Source organism: Kocuria sp. UBA5001, assembly GCF_002398425.1.
Lineage (GTDB): Bacteria > Actinomycetota > Actinomycetes > Actinomycetales > Micrococcaceae > Kocuria > Kocuria salsicia.
This window is the reverse complement of the sequence record NZ_DGYR01000019.1, coordinates 17,425-34,370: the sequence shown is the minus strand read 5'-3', so window position 1 is coordinate 34,370 and position 16,946 is coordinate 17,425. Positions and strand designations below refer to the sequence as shown.

The 16,946-nt window shown below is 67.3% G+C and carries 16 protein-coding genes; 9 read left to right on the top strand and 7 right to left on the bottom strand.

What is annotated here, in order from left to right; genetic code table 11:
- Positions 1-1,049: DnaA ATPase domain-containing protein (locus tag B3G12_RS10970; protein ID WP_290500352.1), on the bottom strand; the 1,049-nt coding region annotated here is incomplete at its 3' end.
- Between the two features lie 467 nt (positions 1,050-1,516).
- Between B3G12_RS10970 and rpmH the strand changes: the two genes are divergently transcribed.
- The 8 genes from rpmH (at position 1,517) to B3G12_RS10930 (ending at position 8,172) form a co-directional block, all read left to right on the top strand.
- Positions 1,517-1,654: a 50S ribosomal protein L34 gene (gene rpmH, locus B3G12_RS10965; RefSeq protein ID WP_012399425.1), complete on the top strand. Its 138-nt coding sequence runs from the start codon at positions 1,517-1,519 to the stop codon at positions 1,652-1,654.
- 28 nt (positions 1,655-1,682) lie between these two features.
- Complete coding sequence (gene rnpA, locus B3G12_RS10960; RefSeq protein WP_144941538.1) at positions 1,683-2,024, top strand: ribonuclease P protein component; 342 nt, start codon at positions 1,683-1,685, stop codon at positions 2,022-2,024.
- Positions 2,025-2,091: 67 nt separating this feature from the next.
- The gene (gene yidD / locus B3G12_RS10955) at positions 2,092-2,526 is read left to right on the top strand and encodes a membrane protein insertion efficiency factor YidD (RefSeq protein WP_244944844.1); all 435 of its coding nucleotides are present in this window, start codon (positions 2,092-2,094) and stop codon (positions 2,524-2,526) included.
- Positions 2,523-3,506, top strand: a complete 984-nt coding sequence (gene yidC / locus B3G12_RS10950) for a membrane protein insertase YidC (RefSeq protein WP_144941540.1) — start codon at positions 2,523-2,525, stop codon at positions 3,504-3,506. Before yidD ends, yidC begins: the two co-directional genes overlap by 4 nt.
- A gap of 14 nt (positions 3,507-3,520) precedes the next feature.
- The gene (locus B3G12_RS10945) at positions 3,521-4,063 is read left to right on the top strand and encodes a protein jag (protein WP_144941542.1); all 543 of its coding nucleotides are present in this window, start codon (positions 3,521-3,523) and stop codon (positions 4,061-4,063) included.
- Positions 4,060-4,794 (top strand): 16S rRNA (guanine(527)-N(7))-methyltransferase RsmG, encoded by a 735-nt coding sequence (gene rsmG / locus B3G12_RS10940; RefSeq protein WP_145011226.1) that lies wholly within the window; start codon positions 4,060-4,062, stop codon positions 4,792-4,794. Before B3G12_RS10945 ends, rsmG begins: the two co-directional genes overlap by 4 nt.
- 265 nt (positions 4,795-5,059) lie before the next feature.
- Positions 5,060-5,914, top strand: a complete 855-nt coding sequence (locus tag B3G12_RS10935) for a ParA family protein (RefSeq protein ID WP_414672753.1) — start codon at positions 5,060-5,062, stop codon at positions 5,912-5,914.
- Positions 5,915-6,873: 959 nt separating this feature from the next.
- Positions 6,874-8,172 (top strand): ParB/RepB/Spo0J family partition protein, encoded by a 1,299-nt coding sequence (locus tag B3G12_RS10930; protein ID WP_244944842.1) that lies wholly within the window; start codon positions 6,874-6,876, stop codon positions 8,170-8,172.
- A gap of 114 nt (positions 8,173-8,286) precedes the next feature.
- Here B3G12_RS10930 and B3G12_RS10925 read toward each other — a convergent pair whose 3' ends face one another.
- The 6 genes from B3G12_RS10925 to B3G12_RS10900 form a co-directional block, all read right to left on the bottom strand.
- Positions 8,287-9,669, bottom strand: a complete 1,383-nt coding sequence (locus B3G12_RS10925) for a peptidoglycan-binding protein (RefSeq protein WP_145011223.1) — start codon at positions 9,667-9,669, stop codon at positions 8,287-8,289.
- A gap of 153 nt (positions 9,670-9,822) precedes the next feature.
- The gene (trxA, locus tag B3G12_RS10920) at positions 9,823-10,215 is read right to left on the bottom strand and encodes a thioredoxin (protein ID WP_222126506.1); all 393 of its coding nucleotides are present in this window, start codon (positions 10,213-10,215) and stop codon (positions 9,823-9,825) included.
- A complete protein-coding gene (trxB, locus tag B3G12_RS10915; RefSeq protein ID WP_145011299.1) occupies positions 10,215-11,228 on the bottom strand; it encodes a thioredoxin-disulfide reductase in 1,014 nt (337 codons plus the stop codon). Before trxB ends, trxA begins: the two co-directional genes overlap by 1 nt.
- 252 nt (positions 11,229-11,480) lie before the next feature.
- Positions 11,481-13,124 (bottom strand): hypothetical protein, encoded by a 1,644-nt coding sequence (locus B3G12_RS10910; protein ID WP_290500341.1) that lies wholly within the window; start codon positions 13,122-13,124, stop codon positions 11,481-11,483.
- A 66-nt stretch (positions 13,125-13,190) separates the two neighbouring features.
- A complete protein-coding gene (gene murJ, locus B3G12_RS10905; RefSeq protein WP_290500340.1) occupies positions 13,191-14,846 on the bottom strand; it encodes a murein biosynthesis integral membrane protein MurJ in 1,656 nt (551 codons plus the stop codon).
- Positions 14,847-14,912: 66 nt separating this feature from the next.
- Complete coding sequence (locus tag B3G12_RS10900) at positions 14,913-15,413, bottom strand: NUDIX domain-containing protein (RefSeq protein ID WP_055086106.1); 501 nt, start codon at positions 15,411-15,413, stop codon at positions 14,913-14,915.
- A gap of 244 nt (positions 15,414-15,657) precedes the next feature.
- Between B3G12_RS10900 and B3G12_RS10895 the strand changes: the two genes are divergently transcribed.
- Positions 15,658-16,946, top strand: a 1,289-nt coding sequence (locus B3G12_RS10895; RefSeq protein ID WP_290500338.1) for a CCA tRNA nucleotidyltransferase, incomplete at its 3' end; no start/stop codon positions are given.

Here is a 16,946-nt window from a genome sequence, read left to right as displayed (position 1 = left end):
CCCGTGAGCTGCTTCGGGGGCATGTCGCTCGTGATCACGATCTGCTTCTCGTGGTTGTGCAGCGCGTTGAACGTGTGGAAGAACTCCTCCTGCGTGTGCTCCTTGCCCGCGAGGAACTGGATGTCGTCGATCAGCAGCAGGTCCACGTTGCGGTAGATGCCTTTGAAGGAGGAGCCCTCGTCGTCCCGGATGGAGTTGATGAAGTCGTTGGTGAACTCCTCGGAGTTCACGTACCGCACCCGCAGTTTCGGATAGAGCCGCTTGGCGTAGTGGCCGATCGCGTGGAGGAGGTGGGTCTTCCCGAGTCCCGACTCCCCATATATGAACAGCGGGTTATATGCCTTGGCCGGGGTCTCGGCCACAGCGAAGGCGGCGGCGTGGGCGAAGCGGTTGGACTGCCCGATCACGAACGAGTCGAACACGTATTTGGGGTTCAGTCGGGCCGAACTGTCCCACTCGGAGTCCGCGGGACTCGTGTCCGAGCCGCTGCCCGTGCTCAGGACCTCCGCCGGTTGACGGGCGGGCGGTGCCGCCTGGGGATCGCGACGCGGTGGGAGGTTCCCGGCGTCCGCCACGGCGTCGGCAAAGGCATCGGCCGATGCACCGGAGAGGAAGGGTGCTGCGTCGAGGCTGGAGGAGTTGTCCGTGTGCCCGGGGTGGAAGGCGCCCGGCGCGCGCTCGGCCTCCACCTCGTTCAGCGAGGGCATGGCGGTGTCGGAGGTGCGGGCGTCCGAGACGCGCGCATCGGTTGCGGGGCGGGCGGGGCGCGGTTGCACCTCGAGCTCCGGGTCCACCACGAAGGCCATGAGGGTGTCCTCCCCGAAGACCTGGCTGACGGTGGCATCCAGGACCTCGGACATGGGTCGGTGCTGCAAGAACTCGCGGGTGACCTCGCTTGGCACCGCCATCAGCAGGGTGGTCCCCATAAGCCCGCGCGGCTCGCACACGGCGATGTTGCCGCGGCCGCGGCCGGTGACGTGGGGGTTCTCGTTCATGATGCGGACGCACTCTGCCCACTGCTCGAGCAAGGTCTGGTTGTCCTGCTGCATGAACGACTCCTGACGTGAGGGACCGGAACGCTCCAGTTTTCCACAGAGTTGTACACAGCGGTGGATAAACCTCGTGGGGGCGGCCGCGAACCTCAGCCTAGAGCATCGTTCCTGCCTGCACCTAGCCCGAGCACGGGGGTGTGCGTAACTACAATCGTGTAGTTCTACTATGGGGATAACTCCCGTCGAATGCCCGTCCGGACGTGGTTTTCCACATGCCTGGGAGGGGTGGTGTGCACAGCTGTGGAGAGCCGCCGCCACCGGGGATCAGCTGTCCAGCGGCACCGGACCGCGTCCCAGGGGCATCGGTGCCATTTGACCGGTGTGTCGCCATTGACTACTGTGGGTCAGTCTTGTGCGTGTAGTATCGCGATTTCTGCGTGCCCGCACGCCCTCATGTACGTACCGCGTGCGCCCCTGCGATCCGTCGCGGTGGCACACCGTTGTCCAACCTCGTGGAGTGACTAATGCCCAAGCGGACTTTCCAGCCGAACAACCGCCGCCGCGCCCGCAAGCACGGCTTCCGTGCTCGCATGCGTACCCGTGCCGGCCGCGCCATCATCGGTGCTCGCCGCAGCAAGGGCCGCGCCAGCCTGTCGGCCTGAGACCCATTCGACCCGCGAGGTTCGCATCATGCTGCCCACTCGGCACCGGATGCGGACCTCGGCGCAGTTTTCAGCCACCGTACGTTCCGGCGCCCGCAGCGGCCGCCGGAACGTCGTCGTATCCGTGCGGCTGAATACCGGGGAAGACACCCGTGTCGGGTTCGTCGTCTCCAAGGCGGTCGGCAACGCCGTGACCCGCAACAAGGTTAAGCGGCGCCTGCGTGAGCTCACGGCACAGACGGTCCGGGAGCACCCGCGGAACCTCTCCGTCGTCGTGCGGGCTCTTCCGGCCGCAGCGGGGGCGAGCTGGCAGGAACTGGGGCAGGATTACGCCGCGGCGTTCGACGGCGCAGTGCGCCGGCAGCGGTGAGCGCGCCGTCGGCCCCGGCAGCCATGCCGTACCGTTGGCAGAAGACTGTGGAGAAGGAGGCACGCGCGTGACGTCACCGCTGACTCCTGAGCAGATCCTGGCACGCGCGCCCCATGAGTACAACGTGCCCCGCGGCGTGGTGCAGGCGGTCCTCCGTGCGCCCCAGAACCTGTGCATCGCGTTGCTCAAGCTCTACCGCACCATCGTCTCCCCGCTCTACGGGGACGTGTGCCGCTACTTTCCATCCTGCTCGGCCTACGCACTGGAGGCGTTCACGCGCCACGGGGCCGTGCGAGGACTGGGGCTGACCGTCTCCCGGCTGCTGCGCTGCCACCCATGGGCGGCCGGTGGGATCGACAGGGTGCCGTCGGGCGGCCGGGAGTTCGTCTCCCTGGCCGACACCCCGAAAATCGTTCTGCTCAACCACCCGAACCTCGTGCGGGACCATGCGCACGACTGCCCGGCCCGCCACCACGCGGCTCAAGGAGCTAACGCTCGATGAACTTCTTCGACATCATCCTCTTCCCCTTCAGATGGATCGTCTCCGCGGTCCTGTGGGTCTTCCACGAACTGTTCACGGCTATCGGCCTGGACCCGGCTTGGGGCTTCACCTGGGTGCTGTCCATCGTGGGCTTGACCCTGGTCATGCGAACGCTGACGATTCCGCTGTTCCTCAAGCAGATCAAGTCCATGCGTGGCATGCAGGAGCTGCAGCCGGAGATGGCGAAGCTGCAGGCCAAGTACAAGGGCAAGAAGGACCAGCTCTCCCGCCAGGCCATGGCGGAGGAGCAGATGGCGCTCTACAAGGAGCACGGGTCCAACCCGTTCGCGGCCTGCCTGCCGATCATCGTGCAGATGCCCATCTTCTTCGCGCTGTTCCAGGTGCTGCGCTCCGTGCCGAAGGCCGCGGAGAACAACGAGTCGATCCACGTGCTGGCACCGAACCTGGTGCATCAGTTCAACGACTCGACCATCTTCGGTGCGCCCCTGTTCTCCACGCTGATGGAGCCGGGCTCCGGCAACCACGCGGCGACCATCACCCTGGCGCTCATCATGATCGTTGCCATGAGCGCCACCCAGTTCATCACCCAGCGCCAGCTGACCGCGCGCAACATGAGCGACTCCGCGAAGGAGTCCCCCATGTACCGCCAGCAGCAGATGATGCTCTACCTGTTCCCCCTGATCTTCGCGATCGGTGGCATCAACTTCCCGCTGGGCGTGCTGATCTACTGGACGGTCTCCAACCTGTGGTCCATGGGCCAGCAGTGGTGGGTCATCCGCAACAACCCCACCAAGGGGTCGCAGGCGGAGCGCGAGCTCAACGAGCGCCGTGCCGCGAAGGGCCTGCCGCCCGTGGGCATGACCAAGCAGCAGCACGAGGAGAAGCTCGCGGAGCAGCGTGAGCGCGCGGCGGCGGGCCAGCGCCAGCAGCCGGTCTCCAAGAAGCGGCAGAGGCAGCAGACCAAGAAGAACAACGGTTGAGAGGCCCGCATCCCATGAACGAGATGGACAATCCTCTGCACTCCGAGGAGCAGACGCCCTCCGAGGATGCGCAGGACTCGACGCTGTCCCCCCTCGAGGAGGAGGGCGAGATCGCCGCGGACTACATCGAGGAGCTGCTCGACACCGCGGACATCGACGGTGACATCGACATCGAGGTGCGCGACGGCCGCACGTACGTCTCCGTGGTCTCAGAGGACGGCGACGACTCTGAGCTGCGCGCGCTCGTGGGTGAGGACGGAGAGACGCTGGAGGCCCTGCAGGAGCTCGCGCGGCTGTCCGTGCTCAGCTCCACGCAGCGACGCAGCCGGCTGATCCTGGACATCGCGGGCCACCGTGATGAGCGCGCCACCAAGCTGCGCGAGGTGGCCGAGGACGCCGTCTCCCGCGTCCAGGGCGGGGAGTCGAGCGTCCATCTGCCCCCGCTGTCCCCGTACGAGCGCAAGCTCGTGCACGACGCCGTGGCGGAGGCCGGGCTCGTCTCGGAGTCCGAGGGTGACGGCGCCGGGCGGCACATCGTGGTCTCGGCGGGCGAATGAGCGGCTCCGGTTCTGCCTCGCAAGCCACCCCCGGTGGGTCCCATGCGGAGGGCGACGCCGTGGCGGTGCAGCGTCCGCGTGCCGCACCGGACCCCCAGCCGGCACCTGAGCTCGGGCCACTCGAGGGAGCTGCCCGCGAGATCTTCGGGGACCGCCTGGAGCTCGCGCAGCGCTACACGGAGCACCTCGCGTCGTCGGGGATCGTCCGTGGTCTGATCGGCCCCCGTGAGGCACCCCGGCTGTGGGAACGGCACGTGCTCAACTGCGCCGTGGTGCAGGAGCTCATCGCCCCGGACGCGCGCGTGGTGGACGTGGGGTCAGGAGCCGGTCTGCCCGGCCTCTGCCTGGCGATCGCACGGCCTGACCTGTCGATCACGCTCGTGGAGCCGCTGGAGCGCCGGGTGACGTGGCTGGAGGAGGTCGTCGCGGATCTCGGGCTGGAGAACGTGCGCGTCCTGCGCGCCCGGGCCGAGCAGGCCAAGGCCGAGCTGGGGCCCGTGGACGTTGTGACGGCCCGGGCGGTCTCTGCCCTCGTGGGGCTGGTGGACATCACCCTGCCCCTGCTGAAGGGCCAGGGTGAGCTCCTGGCGCTGAAGGGGCGCACGGCGGAAGAGGAGCTGCAGAAGGCGTCCAAGAAGCTCAACCGCTTCGGCGTGCGCTCCTCGGAGATCGTCACCGTGGGCGCGGACGTCCTGGCGGAACCGACCACGGTGGTCCGGCTGGTTCTGTGAAGACCCCCGCCCTGACAGGCGGGGATGTCGATAAGCTACGGGAAGCACCGCAGCAGCCACGAAAGGGACAGTCGACATGACCACTCCGGATCATTCCGATCAGGGACTCACGCGCGGGCACGACTTCGGTCTGCCGCCGGATCCGGTATCCCAAACGAAGAAGGTTGTCCCCGACCGCGGTAAGCATGTTTCACGTGAAACAGGCGGTCCGGTGGGGCTGACGGCACAAGACGCGGTGGCGGATACCGCCCTGGGGAGGAAACTCGTGGAAGAGAACAAGCGCCGCGACAAGCTCAAAAACGTCCAGCTGGACCGACCCGAGAGCACTCGGTACATCACCATCAGCAACCAGAAGGGCGGAGTCGGCAAGACCAGCACCTCCGTGAACCTGGCGGTGGCGCTGGCCGAGCAGGGGCAGAACGTCCTGGTGGTCGACAACGACCCACAGGGCAACGCCTCCACCGCGCTGGGCATCCCCCACGGCTCGGACGCGGACTCGGTCTACGACATCCTCATCGACGAGGTGCCCGTGGTGGACGTGGTCAAGCAGTCTCCCGAGTCCACGAGTTTGTGGGTGCTGCCCGCAACCATTGATCTCGCGGGCGCTGAGATCGAGCTCGTCTCCGTCGTTGCTCGTGAGCAGCGGCTGCAGCGCGCGCTGGCCGAGTACGCCGCAGCACGCGAAGAAGCAGGGCTCCCCCGTCTGGACTACGTGTTCATCGACTGCCCGCCGAGTCTGGGCCTGCTGACCATCAACGCGTTCGTGGCGGCCACTGAGGTCCTCATCCCCATCCAGTGCGAGTACTACGCACTCGAGGGGCTCAGCCAGTTGCTCAACAACATCAAAATGATCCAAAGGCACTTGAACCCCGGGCTCACGGTATCCAACATTCTCCTCACCATGTACGACGGGCGCACGAACCTCGCGTCACAGGTGGCCGACGAAGTGCGTCAGCACTTCCCGGATGAGGTCATGGAGACAATGATTCCGCGCTCCGTGCGCATCTCCGAGGCACCGAGTTATCAGCAGAGCGTCATCACCTATGATCCGAGTTCCACGGGCGCGCTGTCCTACCTGGAGGCGGCAGCCGAGCTGGCATCGAGGGCGCCGACCTCGTAGGTAACCGGGAGTCAGCAGCGATTTTTCCAGCCCGAGGGCCGCGATGTTTCACGTGAAACATCGCGGCCCTTCGTCGTTATCGAGTTCTGGGAGTGCTTCACGTGCTTGTAATCCTGGCGCACAATAGGCGGCCATGAAGTACGCGATGCGCACCTTGTCTGGGGGCCGCTTGGGGAACGAACATCGACTGAGGGGAGGTCGCTGACCGGCAAACACAGCTTTTCGGCGGTTCTTCCACCCTTGCGTTGACTACGATGGATGCAACGATTACTACGTGGAGGGACATCATCGTGGCAGAACGACGTCGTGGACTTGGCAGGGGCCTCGGTGCCCTGATTCCGAGCGGCGAACCGAGCAGTGCGGAGAACTCAGCGGCAGGGAGCGAGAAGCTTGGGGGGCAGTCGTCCACTGACACTCGCACTAGAGAACGTGGGGCCGCTGAGGGGCGCGCACCAGATCCTCAGGGCAAGGAGGCTGGTTCCGGCAAGGGGGTCACGGCAGATCCGTCGAAGGCCTCAAAGCGTGTGGCTGGGAAGATTGCGTCCACGACGTCGGACTCGAAGACCGACACGGGGGACAAGGCGAACAAGGCGGAGAAGAGCGAGAAGGCTGCTTCTAGACAGTCCACATCGATGCCTCGGGAACCATCGGGGGCGGCGGCATCGGGTACCAAGAACGCAGAAGGGACGGCGGAGAATCGTGAGGCAACGGGCGTCCCTGTGAGGAAGCGCGCGGTGTCCTCCACAACCCGAAAGGCCTCCGCGGCCCCGAATAGTGTCGGGTCTTCGTCGACCTCGGGTGAGCGGCCTACCTCCGATAAAGGGCACGATGTTTCACGTGAAACACCGCCGGGGACCGTGGCTTCGAAGGGAGTAAGGGAACCGGCCAAGCCGGCGCGGAAGCGCCGGGACATGGTTCAGGCGTTGCGAAGCACAACATCTGTGAGTCGACCGGTCGACATGTTCTTCTTGTCATCAGGGAATCAGGGGGAGCACTCTGCTGGAGAGGCGGAGAGCGAAGAAGTCTCCAAGTCCTTCGATGTTTCACGTGAAACATCGCCCAAGACCCCGGAGCCGCGACCAACCAGCAACGCCGGGTCGGAATCCGCGGGTGGCTCAGGTGGTAAGGGTGACGTCACGGCAAGCGCCGAAACGAACGGTGACCAGCCTGTGAACGACGAGTCGCGTGCCCATGGCACCGATGTTCCACTTCAAACAACCTCCACTCCCGACAGTATCGATGCACTCGCAGTACCAGGTAACGACAAGCCGACACGTTCCACGGCGGGCGGCCGACGAGTCGAGTCGGTGAAGGCCGCACCGACGGCGTCTCCGGAGCCCGGTGCGGTCCCTGATCATGTGGGGTCGGAGACGCCTGACAGGACCGCCCCGGGCACCGAGGACGCCAGAGCGTCGAACAACGAGCTGCAGATGGTCCCCGGAGCCCGATTTGCCGAGGTCCCGGTGGCAGACATTCACCCGAACCGGCGGCAGCCGCGTCAGGTCTTCGATGAGGACGAACTCGCTGAGCTGGCATTCTCCGTCAAGGAACTCGGCGTACTGCAGCCCATCGTGGTGCGGCCGAGTCGCGAGGAGGGGGAAGGTAGATACGAGCTCGTCATGGGAGAGCGCCGGTGGCGAGCCGTGCAGGAGGCTGGCCTGGATGTCATCCCGGCTATCATCCGCGACACGGCCGACAACGACCTGTTGCGTGATGCGCTGCTGGAGAACCTGCACCGGGCACAGCTGAATCCGCTCGAGGAGGCAGCGGCATATCAGCAACTGATGGAGGAGTTCGGGGCCACACAGGAGCAGCTTTCCGATAGAATTGGCCGCTCTCGTCCCCAGATCTCCAATACGTTGCGTTTGCTTCGTCTGCCAGCTCTCGTGCAGAGGCGTGTAGCGGCGGGCGTGCTGAGCTCGGGGCACGCGCGCGCACTCCTCGCTCTTTCGGATCCCGCAGAGATGGAACGGCTAGCCCAGAGAATTGTTGCAGAGGGGCTTTCTGTCCGCGCGACAGAGGAAGCCGTGGCTTTGGCAGATGGCCTCAAACGGCGTGCCACGAAGCGCAAGGCGCCAGCGAACCGGCATGACGACCGGCTCGGATACATCGCGGACGCGTTCTCCGACAAGCTGGACACGAGCGTCAAGATTCAGCTCGGAGCTCGTAAGGGGAAGATGACCATCGAGTTCGCTTCAGTCGAGGACCTGAACCGGATTATTGACGTGCTGGACCCCAAACTAGACGCTGAGAACTGAGAACTGAGAGAAGGGCCCCGATGTTTCACGTGAAACATCGGGGCCCTTCAGTATGTCGCGAGCCTGGGATGGGATCGCCGCCCTACCCACCGGTGAGCGGGGACACCGGCACGATCAGGGTTCGTTGCGGTAGTAGTTCTGGATGTCCGCCAGGCTCATGGTGCCGGTGGCCGCGGGTGAGGGCTCCGGTACGAGAACACGCTGGAGTCCACAGAGCACGGACTCGGCCAGCCGGGCACGGTAGGAACCACGGCTGAGTTTTTTCGCCTCAGCCTCGTTGGAGAGATAGCCAAGATCGACCCACGCCGCGGCGGTACCGGCGCTGCGCAGAGCACTCCACTGGCGTGCGTGGCTTCCCAGGTCTTGAGCGCCGGTGCGGGACACCAGCTCACGCAAAATCTTGTCGGAGGCAAGCTGTCCGATGGGGGAGTAGGGCTGGCCGGATTCCGGTGCCCCCCAGAAGAAGGTCGCTACGCCCTGGGCCTGCGGGGAGGCGTTCCAGTCGCACTGCAGACGGATGATGAGGGCGTCGGACCGCTCTCGCAGCACCTCGTCGACGGAGGCCACGACGTGTCGGGGGGCCTTGGACGTCTCGCCCTCGACGCCTGCGATCATCACACCATGACCGTGTCCGGCCCCCCGCACAGCATCAGCGGTGCCTCCATCAGACGGGTCGGCCTCAGGGGTGCTGACAGCGGCCGTATCACCAGCAGCAGCAACGGTCACCGCACCACCCTCGGCGTGGAGCGTGGCGCTGGTCGCGTCACTCTCCGCCTCGGGTTCCGTGCCCGCGATGGAAGACGGAAGGCTCTCGGGGGAGGGATCTACGAGCACCGGGGCGGCTCCCACGTTGTGGAGCAGGTCGTAGCTGCGCAGGGCCACCTCGTAGCTGATGGAGTCCTGCTGCGCGGCGAAATCCGAGGGCGCACCCGCGGGCTCTACCTGGGAGCTGGCACGGGAGGGGACGAGCACGATCACACGGTCACGCAGGGCTTCGTGCAGCGCCTCCAGGCGCTGGTGGTCTCGCAGGGAGAACGCCTTGGAGGTGGTGATCTTCTTGCTCACCCGTGCGAGTCCGGTGAGGGTCTCAAGGTCCACGACGCCGTCGCACTCCACACCCAGGCTGCACTGCAGCTCACGCACAGCGTAGGCGGTCTTCTGCGTGAACGTGCCGTTCAGGTGACCGTAGTAGAAACCCAACAGGGAGAGGTTGTTCTGCAGCTCCTCGACGTCATCCCCGTGCAGCGGCTCCATGTCGTTGAAGTACAGCGGGCGGTCGCCGAGGGTGTACTGGGCGTCGTTGAGTGCGGCGTCGGTCTCGAGCCCCACGAGACCGTCCACGATGAGTCCCTTGTGCTGCTGGAACCACCGCACCGCCCGGTCCACGCGCTCGTCGAAGAGCGCTGGATCCGACACGTTCTCGGGCGCAATGCCCGTGTCCGTGTTCCCCGCCCTCAGGAGGCGTTCCCTGAGGCCCACGACACGTCGGTCGCTCATGCCGTGGCGGAGGGTGGCTCCGGGAGTTGGGTGCTGCACGTGGATCTCCCCGTGGGTGTCGGTCCGTCCCGGTCGGACGGAGCTCGGACCTGCATCGTCTCAGAGAAAACCCGGGCCCGCTCACTTGTCCGTGGCGGGCCCGGGTGGTGTGTCCTAGGCGGAGGGGGACAGGTAGTCCCCGAATTCCTTCTCAAGGGCGGACTTGGGCTTCGCGCCGATGGAGGTCTTGGCGACCTCTCCGTTCGCGAAGAGGTACACGGCCGGAATGGACGTGATGCCGTACTGGGAGGCGATCGCGGGGTTGTCGTCCACGTTCACCTTCACCACGTCCACCTGCTCTGCGTGCTCGGCCGCGAGAGCATCCAGCACGGGACCGAGCTGGCGGCAGGGGCCGCACCACTCCGCCCAGAAGTCCACGATGGTGGGCTTGGAGTTCTCGAGCACCTCCGCCTGGAAGGTGGCGTCCGTAACGTCTTTCGCTGCGCTCATGTCTTTTCCTTTCGATGGTTCTTCCCGGGGGTTCGGGAGGCGAGGGTGGGGCCGGATCAGCTGTCCAGGGCCGCCAGGTAGTGCTCCACGTCCACGGCGGCCACGCAACCGGACGCGGCCGCGGTGATGGCCTGGCGGTAGGTGGGGTCCACCACGTCACCGGCGGCGAAGACTCCCGGCAGGGACGTGGTGGAGGTGCGGCCGTCCACGGCGATGGTGCTGTCCGCCGTGAGTTCCAGCTGGTCCTTTACCAGGCCCACGCGGGGATCCGAGCCGATGGCGACGAAGAGACCGGTCACGGCCAGTTCGGAGGCCTCTCCGGTGACGGTGTCTTCGAGGTCGAGGGACTCCACCTTGTTCTCCCCGTTGATGCCCGTGACCTTGGTGTTCCAGAGGATTTCGATCTTCGGGTCGTCGAGGGCACGCTGCCGCATGATCTCCGAGGCACGGAACTCGTCCCGTCGGTGGATCAGGGTGACCTTGTCCGCGAACTTGGTGAGGAAAGTGGCCTCCTCGATCGCAGAGTCACCGCCACCGATCACAGCGATGTTCTGGCCCTTGAAGAAGAAGCCGTCGCACGTGGCGCACCACGAGACGCCGTGGCCGGAGAGCCGCTCCTCGTCGGGCAGACCGAGCTTGCGGTACTCGGAGCCCGTGGAGATGATCACGGCGCGGGCACGCAGCACGGTGCCGTCCTCCACCGTGACGGTCTTGACCTCACCCTCCAGCTCCACGGACACCACGTCTTCGTAGCGGATGTCCGCGCCGAAGCGCTCGGCCTGCTGCTGCATGTTGCCCATGAGGTCCGGGCCCATGATGCCGTCGATGAACCCCGGGTAGTTCTCCACCTCGGTGGTGTTCATCAGCTCGCCGCCGGCGGTCACCGACCCGGCCAGCACCACAGGGTTCAGATTGGCGCGCGCGGTGTAGATCGCTGCGGTGTAGCCCGCGGGACCGGAACCTACGATGACGACGTCGTGCACGGCGTCGTCGTCCGAGGCCCCTGCCACCGCGGCGGGCGCGGTCTGCACTGAGGCGCCGAGGTCGAGGTTCACGGCGCTGGAGAACATGCCGGACTGATTGCTCACTGGTATGACAGCCTTTCCATGGATCACCGCGTCTGCGGAGGTGGACTACACGTCAGAACGTGGGGAGCCCGTTCAGATATTCCGCGACGCGGGGCGGGTGCTCGCGGACCCCGCCCGCGGCCGGATGATGGGGCACGGGCCGGGACGACGGACGCAGCTGGCCAGCCTCACGACCACCACCGAGCTGCCACAGCGCCGTGGACCCACTGCACGTCAACCCTCCGCACCTTCACTTCACCGCACCGTCAGCTCGCCGATGCGCAGGCCGTACTGGTAGCCGCCGATCGGGCTCGTGAGCTGCGGCAGCTGGTCCCACACGACCAGCACGTACTGGTGGGGCTTGCTACGCGCCGCGTCCGAGAGGGGCACGCGGATCTCCGGACCGGTGAAGGATCCTGAGCCCACCTTCTCGGCACCGTCCAGCGAGGGGCTGTCGGAGACGTACACCGTGAACTGCCCGCCCGAGCCGTTGGCCTGTTGCACCGTGACCTCCTGGACCGGCGCGGGTTCTTTCAGCTGCGCGGCCAGCCCCACGTACTGCACCAGGCCTCCGAACTGGGTGCTCGAGAAGCCGTAGCTGAGCCAGTAGGTGGCGGGGTTGCCGTCCGTGGCCTGGTTGAGTGTCGCGTCCGTGTCGGACATGAAGTTCGGGTCCGCGGTCACGCGTGTCACGCCGGTGATCTCGGGGGTCGCGTTCGAGGACGGGGACGACGTCGCTAGGGGGCTGCCTGCCTCCGACGGGGCCGCGTTCTGCTGCGCGGGCCCCTCCTGGGAGAACTGGCTCGTCAGCGATCCCAGGCTGCGGAAGCCCAGGACAATCACCGCAACCAGGGCCAGGACGAGCAGCAGCAGGATCAGCCACCGCAACGGACCCTTCCGCCGGTCCTCGGTGGTGGCCACTAGCTTGGCGCCCCCGCCCCCGTGCTCGGTGTCTGTCTCGGTGCTGCCGGTCGCGCCGGCCGCCGTCGCCGCAGAGGATCCGGCACGGGGTTTCTCAGGGCGGGAGCTCTCGGGACGGGATCTCTCGGGACGCTGTGTGCGTGCACCGACCGTGGCGGAGGCCCCGGCCCGGGATGCCGCCGCAACCGCGGTGGCGTCATCTGCGGGGCCGGCTCCGGCGGCGTCGCGATCGGCCCCGCGAGGGGTGGCTGAGCGTTCGTCGAGGCGGCCCGGTTTGCCCTCGGTGCGGGCGTAGCTCTCGTAACGGTTGTCACCGTCGTATGTGGGGTCGATCTCCCCCGCGGCGGCGGACGCACCAGCTGCACCGGCGCGGGATGCCTCGCGGTCGAACATCGTGGAGCGCACGGCCCCGGGGCGCACCTTGCGGCGCACGCCGAGCCGGTTGCGCACGGAGGGGGCTGCGGGGGCGTCGTCGTAGTCGTCGTAGTCGTCGTAGTCGGAGGGGTCCCAGCGGGTCACGGCCGGCTGCGCGGCGCTGCCTGCGTCCGACGCGGCGACGACCTGCTGGGGCTGGGTGGGGTCCGGCTCCTCGTAGATGTAGGAGGAGGACGCCGCGGTGCGGGAGCCGCCGAAGATGTCGTCCGAGAGCGAGTCGTCCTCGGAATCGTCGTCCCGGGTCAGCAGCGCGTCCAGGAGGTCGTCCGCGGGGTAGTAGGAAGTCACCAGGTAGGTGGAGTCATCCGTCTGTCCCATGTCCAGGACCTGGAACCCGCTGTGCCCTGCTCCACCGGCAAGCGATCGGGCCCGCTCCACCACGAAAGACTCGTGCCCGGTGGAGGGAACCAGGATCGAGACCCTTCGGCGCAGGATCTGGTCCTCCCCCTGCAGGACGTGATCCCCCTCGGGGGTGCTCGTCAGGGACGCTACAACCTTGTAACGGCCCCCCAGGACGGTTCCGAGCGCAATGGGCTGGGACACGATGGCTCCCTACTGAATCGGGCGCCGCGGCGGTCCCACGGACGCGAGGGGGTTCTTGGGGGCAGTCTAGCGGCCCAGCTTGGCCTTCAACGGGGCCAGCAGGGTGGTGAACTCCTGGACGCGGAACACCTTCAGGGCCACCGCGTAGACCACGGCCATGACCGTGCCGCCCACCGCGAGGGTGATGATCGCCCACGCCTGGCCGTGCCACGGCAGGCCATCCGTGCGGTACCCGCCGAGCCACCAGAGCATCCCCGCGCCCGCGACACCCGCGACGAGTGCCGCAGCGAGGATCCGCGCGTGGCTGCCCACGATCCGCGAGAGGCCGTAGTCCCCGATCCGCCGGGTGAGGGCCACGTGGTAGATCACCGTGGCGAGGATGTTCTGCAGCGCGTAGCAGATGGCAATGGCGTAGACCATGTGCTCGGGACGGAATGCATGCCCGATGACCACGGCGCACAGCACCGTGAACACCGAGACTGCCAGCTGCACCACGAACGGCGTCCTGGCGTCCTCCTGCGCATAGAATGCCCGCCCGAGCATAAACGCGGTGGACATGAACGGCGCACCGATGGCGATGAGCGTGATGACCTGCCCGATCACGGCACCGGCGGCCGGGGCGTCGCCAGAGAACAGCATGCCCAGGGGCCCGGCGTAAATGATCAGCGCGACCATGCAGAACACGGTGGCCACACCGGTCACGCGCAGGCTCGAGGACAGCGAGCGCACGAGCGCGGCGCGGTCACCCTTGTCCACCGCGGCGGCCATGCTGTTGAACAGCACGGTGGCGATGGACAGCCCGATCACCCCGTGGGGCAGCGCGTAGAGCATGGTGGCCTGGTCCAGGACGGCCGTGCCCGCGATCGGAACGGGGGCACCCGGGCCGGGAGCGGCGTCGGACCGGGCGCCGGTGGGGATGGCGGCGGTGCGGTACAGGGCCATGAACGCGAGGTTCGCCACGACACCCGTGGCCAGCGTCCACCCGCCCAGCTTCCCGGCCGCGGCCAGGCCGATGCCGCGCCAGCCGAAGCGGGGACGGATCTTCAGACCCAGGCGGGCCAGGGGCCAGAACAGGATCAGGGCCTGCGCTGCCACGCCGACCGTGGCCATCACCACGAGCCAGAAGGTCTGCCCGGGGGTCCAGTTCTCCACCGTGTGGTGCTCCAGGCGGAAGGGATGGAACTGGCGGATGAACACCAGCAGAGACGCGATGGCGATCAGGTTGTTGAGCACCGGGGCCCACATGTACGCGCCGAACGCCCCCTTGGCGTTGAGCACCTGCCCCACCACCGTGTAGAGCCCGTAGAAGAAGATCTGCGGAAACGTGATGAGCGCGAACGTGGTGCCCATGGCCAGCTGGGCGTCCGTCCACCCGGGGCCCATCAGGCGCATGATCGGGCCCACGCACACCACCACCGCAGTGGTGATCACCAGCAGCGCGATGACGGCCAGGGTGATCAGCCGGGAGATGTAGTCCGCACCCTCGTCCTCGGCCTTGGACGCCTTGATGATCTGGGGGACCAGCACGGCGTTGAACACGCCGCCGGCGATCAGCACGTAGATCAGGTTGGGCAGGGTGTTGGCCAGCTGGAAGACGTCCGCCATGGTGGTGGCGGAGCCGATGGCCACGGTGATGAGGAAGGTCTTCACGAACCCCAGGACGCGGGAGACCAGTGTCCCCGAGGCCATCACGGCGCTGGCGCGCGCCCCGGACTTCTGCATGGAACAAGGCCTCCTGCGCGAGGGGTGGGACCGTGTGCGGCGCACGACGGTTCGAGCGGGACCGCCCTACAGCTGGTGGATGATGTATTCCCTGGCGATGTCTGCGATCCGCCGTTCGTTGGGGAAGGACAGCTTCCGGCCGAGGTCGTCGATCCCGGACCACGCTACATCCACGGCCTCGTGGTCCGGATCGTTCTCGGTGGTCAGATAGCCGCCGGTGGCCTCCAGCAGAAAGTGGTGGACGGTCTTGTGCACGCGGTGCCCTGCGACCGTGAACCAGTAGTCGATGCTGCCCAGGGGAGAGAGCACCCGGCCCTCGATCCCGGTCTCCTCCTCGATCTCCCGCACGGCGGCCTGCTGGTTGGTCTCCTCACCCTCGGGATGACCCTTGGGAAGGCACCACTCGAGGCGTCCGCCGCGGTTGATGCGGGCGATGATGGCCACGGGGTGAGTGGGGTCGGACAGGTTGACCACGATCCCACCGGCCGAGACCTCTTCCACCGTGGGCAGCGCAGAGACCGGTTGGTTCGGTCGCCTCTTGGGCGCGCTGGGTACGGGGAAAGCCATGGCCCCTACCTTAGCCACTTTCGCATGGCACTCCCTGATGGGCCAGGGGTGCCCAGGGGGCTGGGGTGGGGACGCTCACCGGGGACGACGCCGCTCGGGGCCTCCGCGCTCCCCTCGCCTCCGTGGGCCCAGGGTCCGCCGCCCCGCCCCGCTTCTCACAGCGCGCCCGGCACTGCGTGTGCGTCCCGCGTGCGCTCCGTCGCACGGTGGTCCGCGGCCCGGTGATGCGATAATGGCTCTCATCATGACGCAGCTGCCGGACACCTCCTCACTCCACCCCGTCTCGCGCGAGCTGGGGCGCCTCTTCGACCGGGCGGGCCACGAGCTCTCCCTGGTGGGCGGTCCCGTGCGGGACCTGCTGCTGGGCAGGGACGCTCTGGACCTGGACTTCACCACTGACGCGAGCCCGGACCAGACGCTGGCGATCATCCGAGACTGGGCGGACGCCCACTGGGAGATTGGCCGGGAGTTCGGGACCATCGGCATGCGCAAGGCCGGGATGCAGCTGGAGGTCACCACCTACCGCGCGGAGGACTACGACCCGGACTCGCGCAAGCCCACGGTGGCTTTCGGGGACGACCTCACGGAGGACCTGCGCCGCCGGGACTTCACGGTCAACGCCATGGCCCTGCGTCTGCCGGACATGGAGCTCGTGGACCCGTTCGGCGGCGTCAAGGACCTGGCCGCGGGGGTGCTGCGGACGCCCGGCACCCCGGAGGACTCCTTCACGGACGACCCCCTGCGCATGATGCGCGCCGCACGGTTCACGTCCCAGCTGGGCCTGGACGTGGTGGAGCCCGTGCGGGAGGCCATGACGGCGATGGCGCCGCGGCTGGAGATCGTCTCGGCGGAGCGCGTGCGCGAGGAGCTCGTGAAGCTGATCTGCGGCGCCCAGCCGCGCCGCGGCGTCGAGCTGATGGTGGAGACGGGGCTCGCGGAGATCGTGCTGCCCGAGGTGCCCGCCCTGCAGCTCGAGACGGACGCGGCGCACCACCACAAGGATGTCTACCAGCACTCCCTCACGGTCATGGAACAGGCCGCGGAGAAGGAGACGGGCCCGGACGGCCCCGTTCCCGCCCCGGACTTCGCGCTGCGCTTCGCGGCCCTGATGCACGACGTCGGCAAGCCGGCCACCCGGCGCTTCGAGCCCTCCGGGGCGGTCAGCTTCCGCCATCACGAGGTGGTGGGCGCCAAGATCACACGCCGGCGGATGAAGGCCCTGCGCTTCGACAACGAGACCATCAAGCGCGTCACACGCCTCGTGGAGCTGCACATGCGCTTCTACGGATACGGCGAGGCGGGCTGGACCGACTCCGCGGTGCGCCGCTACGTGCGCGACGCCGGGGACGAGCTTGAACGGCTGCACCGGCTCACCCGCTCGGACGTCACCACCCGCAACAGGCGCAAGGCCGCCCGGCTCGCCGCGCACTACGACGAGCTCGAGCGGCGCATCGACCAGCTCGCCGAGCAGGAGCAGCTCGAGGCCGTGCGCCCCGAGCTGGACGGGCAGCAGATCATGGCGGTCCTGGGCGT

Bases quoted from the DNA above. Each gene is read 5' to 3' on its own strand.
- murJ (WP_290500340.1), bottom strand. From the start codon at position 14,846: ATGCAGAAGTCCGGGGCGCGCGCCAGCGCCGTGATGGCCTCGGGGACA.
- B3G12_RS10945 (WP_144941542.1), top strand. From the start codon at position 3,521: ATGAACGAGATGGACAATCCTCTGCACTCCGAGGAGCAGACGCCCTCC.
- B3G12_RS10930 (WP_244944842.1), top strand. From the start codon at position 6,874: ATGTTCTTCTTGTCATCAGGGAATCAGGGGGAGCACTCTGCTGGAGAG.
- B3G12_RS10900 (WP_055086106.1), bottom strand. From the start codon at position 15,413: ATGGCTTTCCCCGTACCCAGCGCGCCCAAGAGGCGACCGAACCAACCG.
- rpmH (WP_012399425.1), top strand. From the start codon at position 1,517: ATGCCCAAGCGGACTTTCCAGCCGAACAACCGCCGCCGCGCCCGCAAG.
- rsmG (WP_145011226.1), top strand. From the start codon at position 4,060: ATGAGCGGCTCCGGTTCTGCCTCGCAAGCCACCCCCGGTGGGTCCCAT.
- B3G12_RS10925 (WP_145011223.1), bottom strand. From the start codon at position 9,669: ATGAGCGACCGACGTGTCGTGGGCCTCAGGGAACGCCTCCTGAGGGCG.
- trxB (WP_145011299.1), bottom strand. From the start codon at position 11,228: ATGTTCTCCAGCGCCGTGAACCTCGACCTCGGCGCCTCAGTGCAGACC.
- yidC (WP_144941540.1), top strand. From the start codon at position 2,523: ATGAACTTCTTCGACATCATCCTCTTCCCCTTCAGATGGATCGTCTCC.
- rnpA (WP_144941538.1), top strand. From the start codon at position 1,683: ATGCTGCCCACTCGGCACCGGATGCGGACCTCGGCGCAGTTTTCAGCC.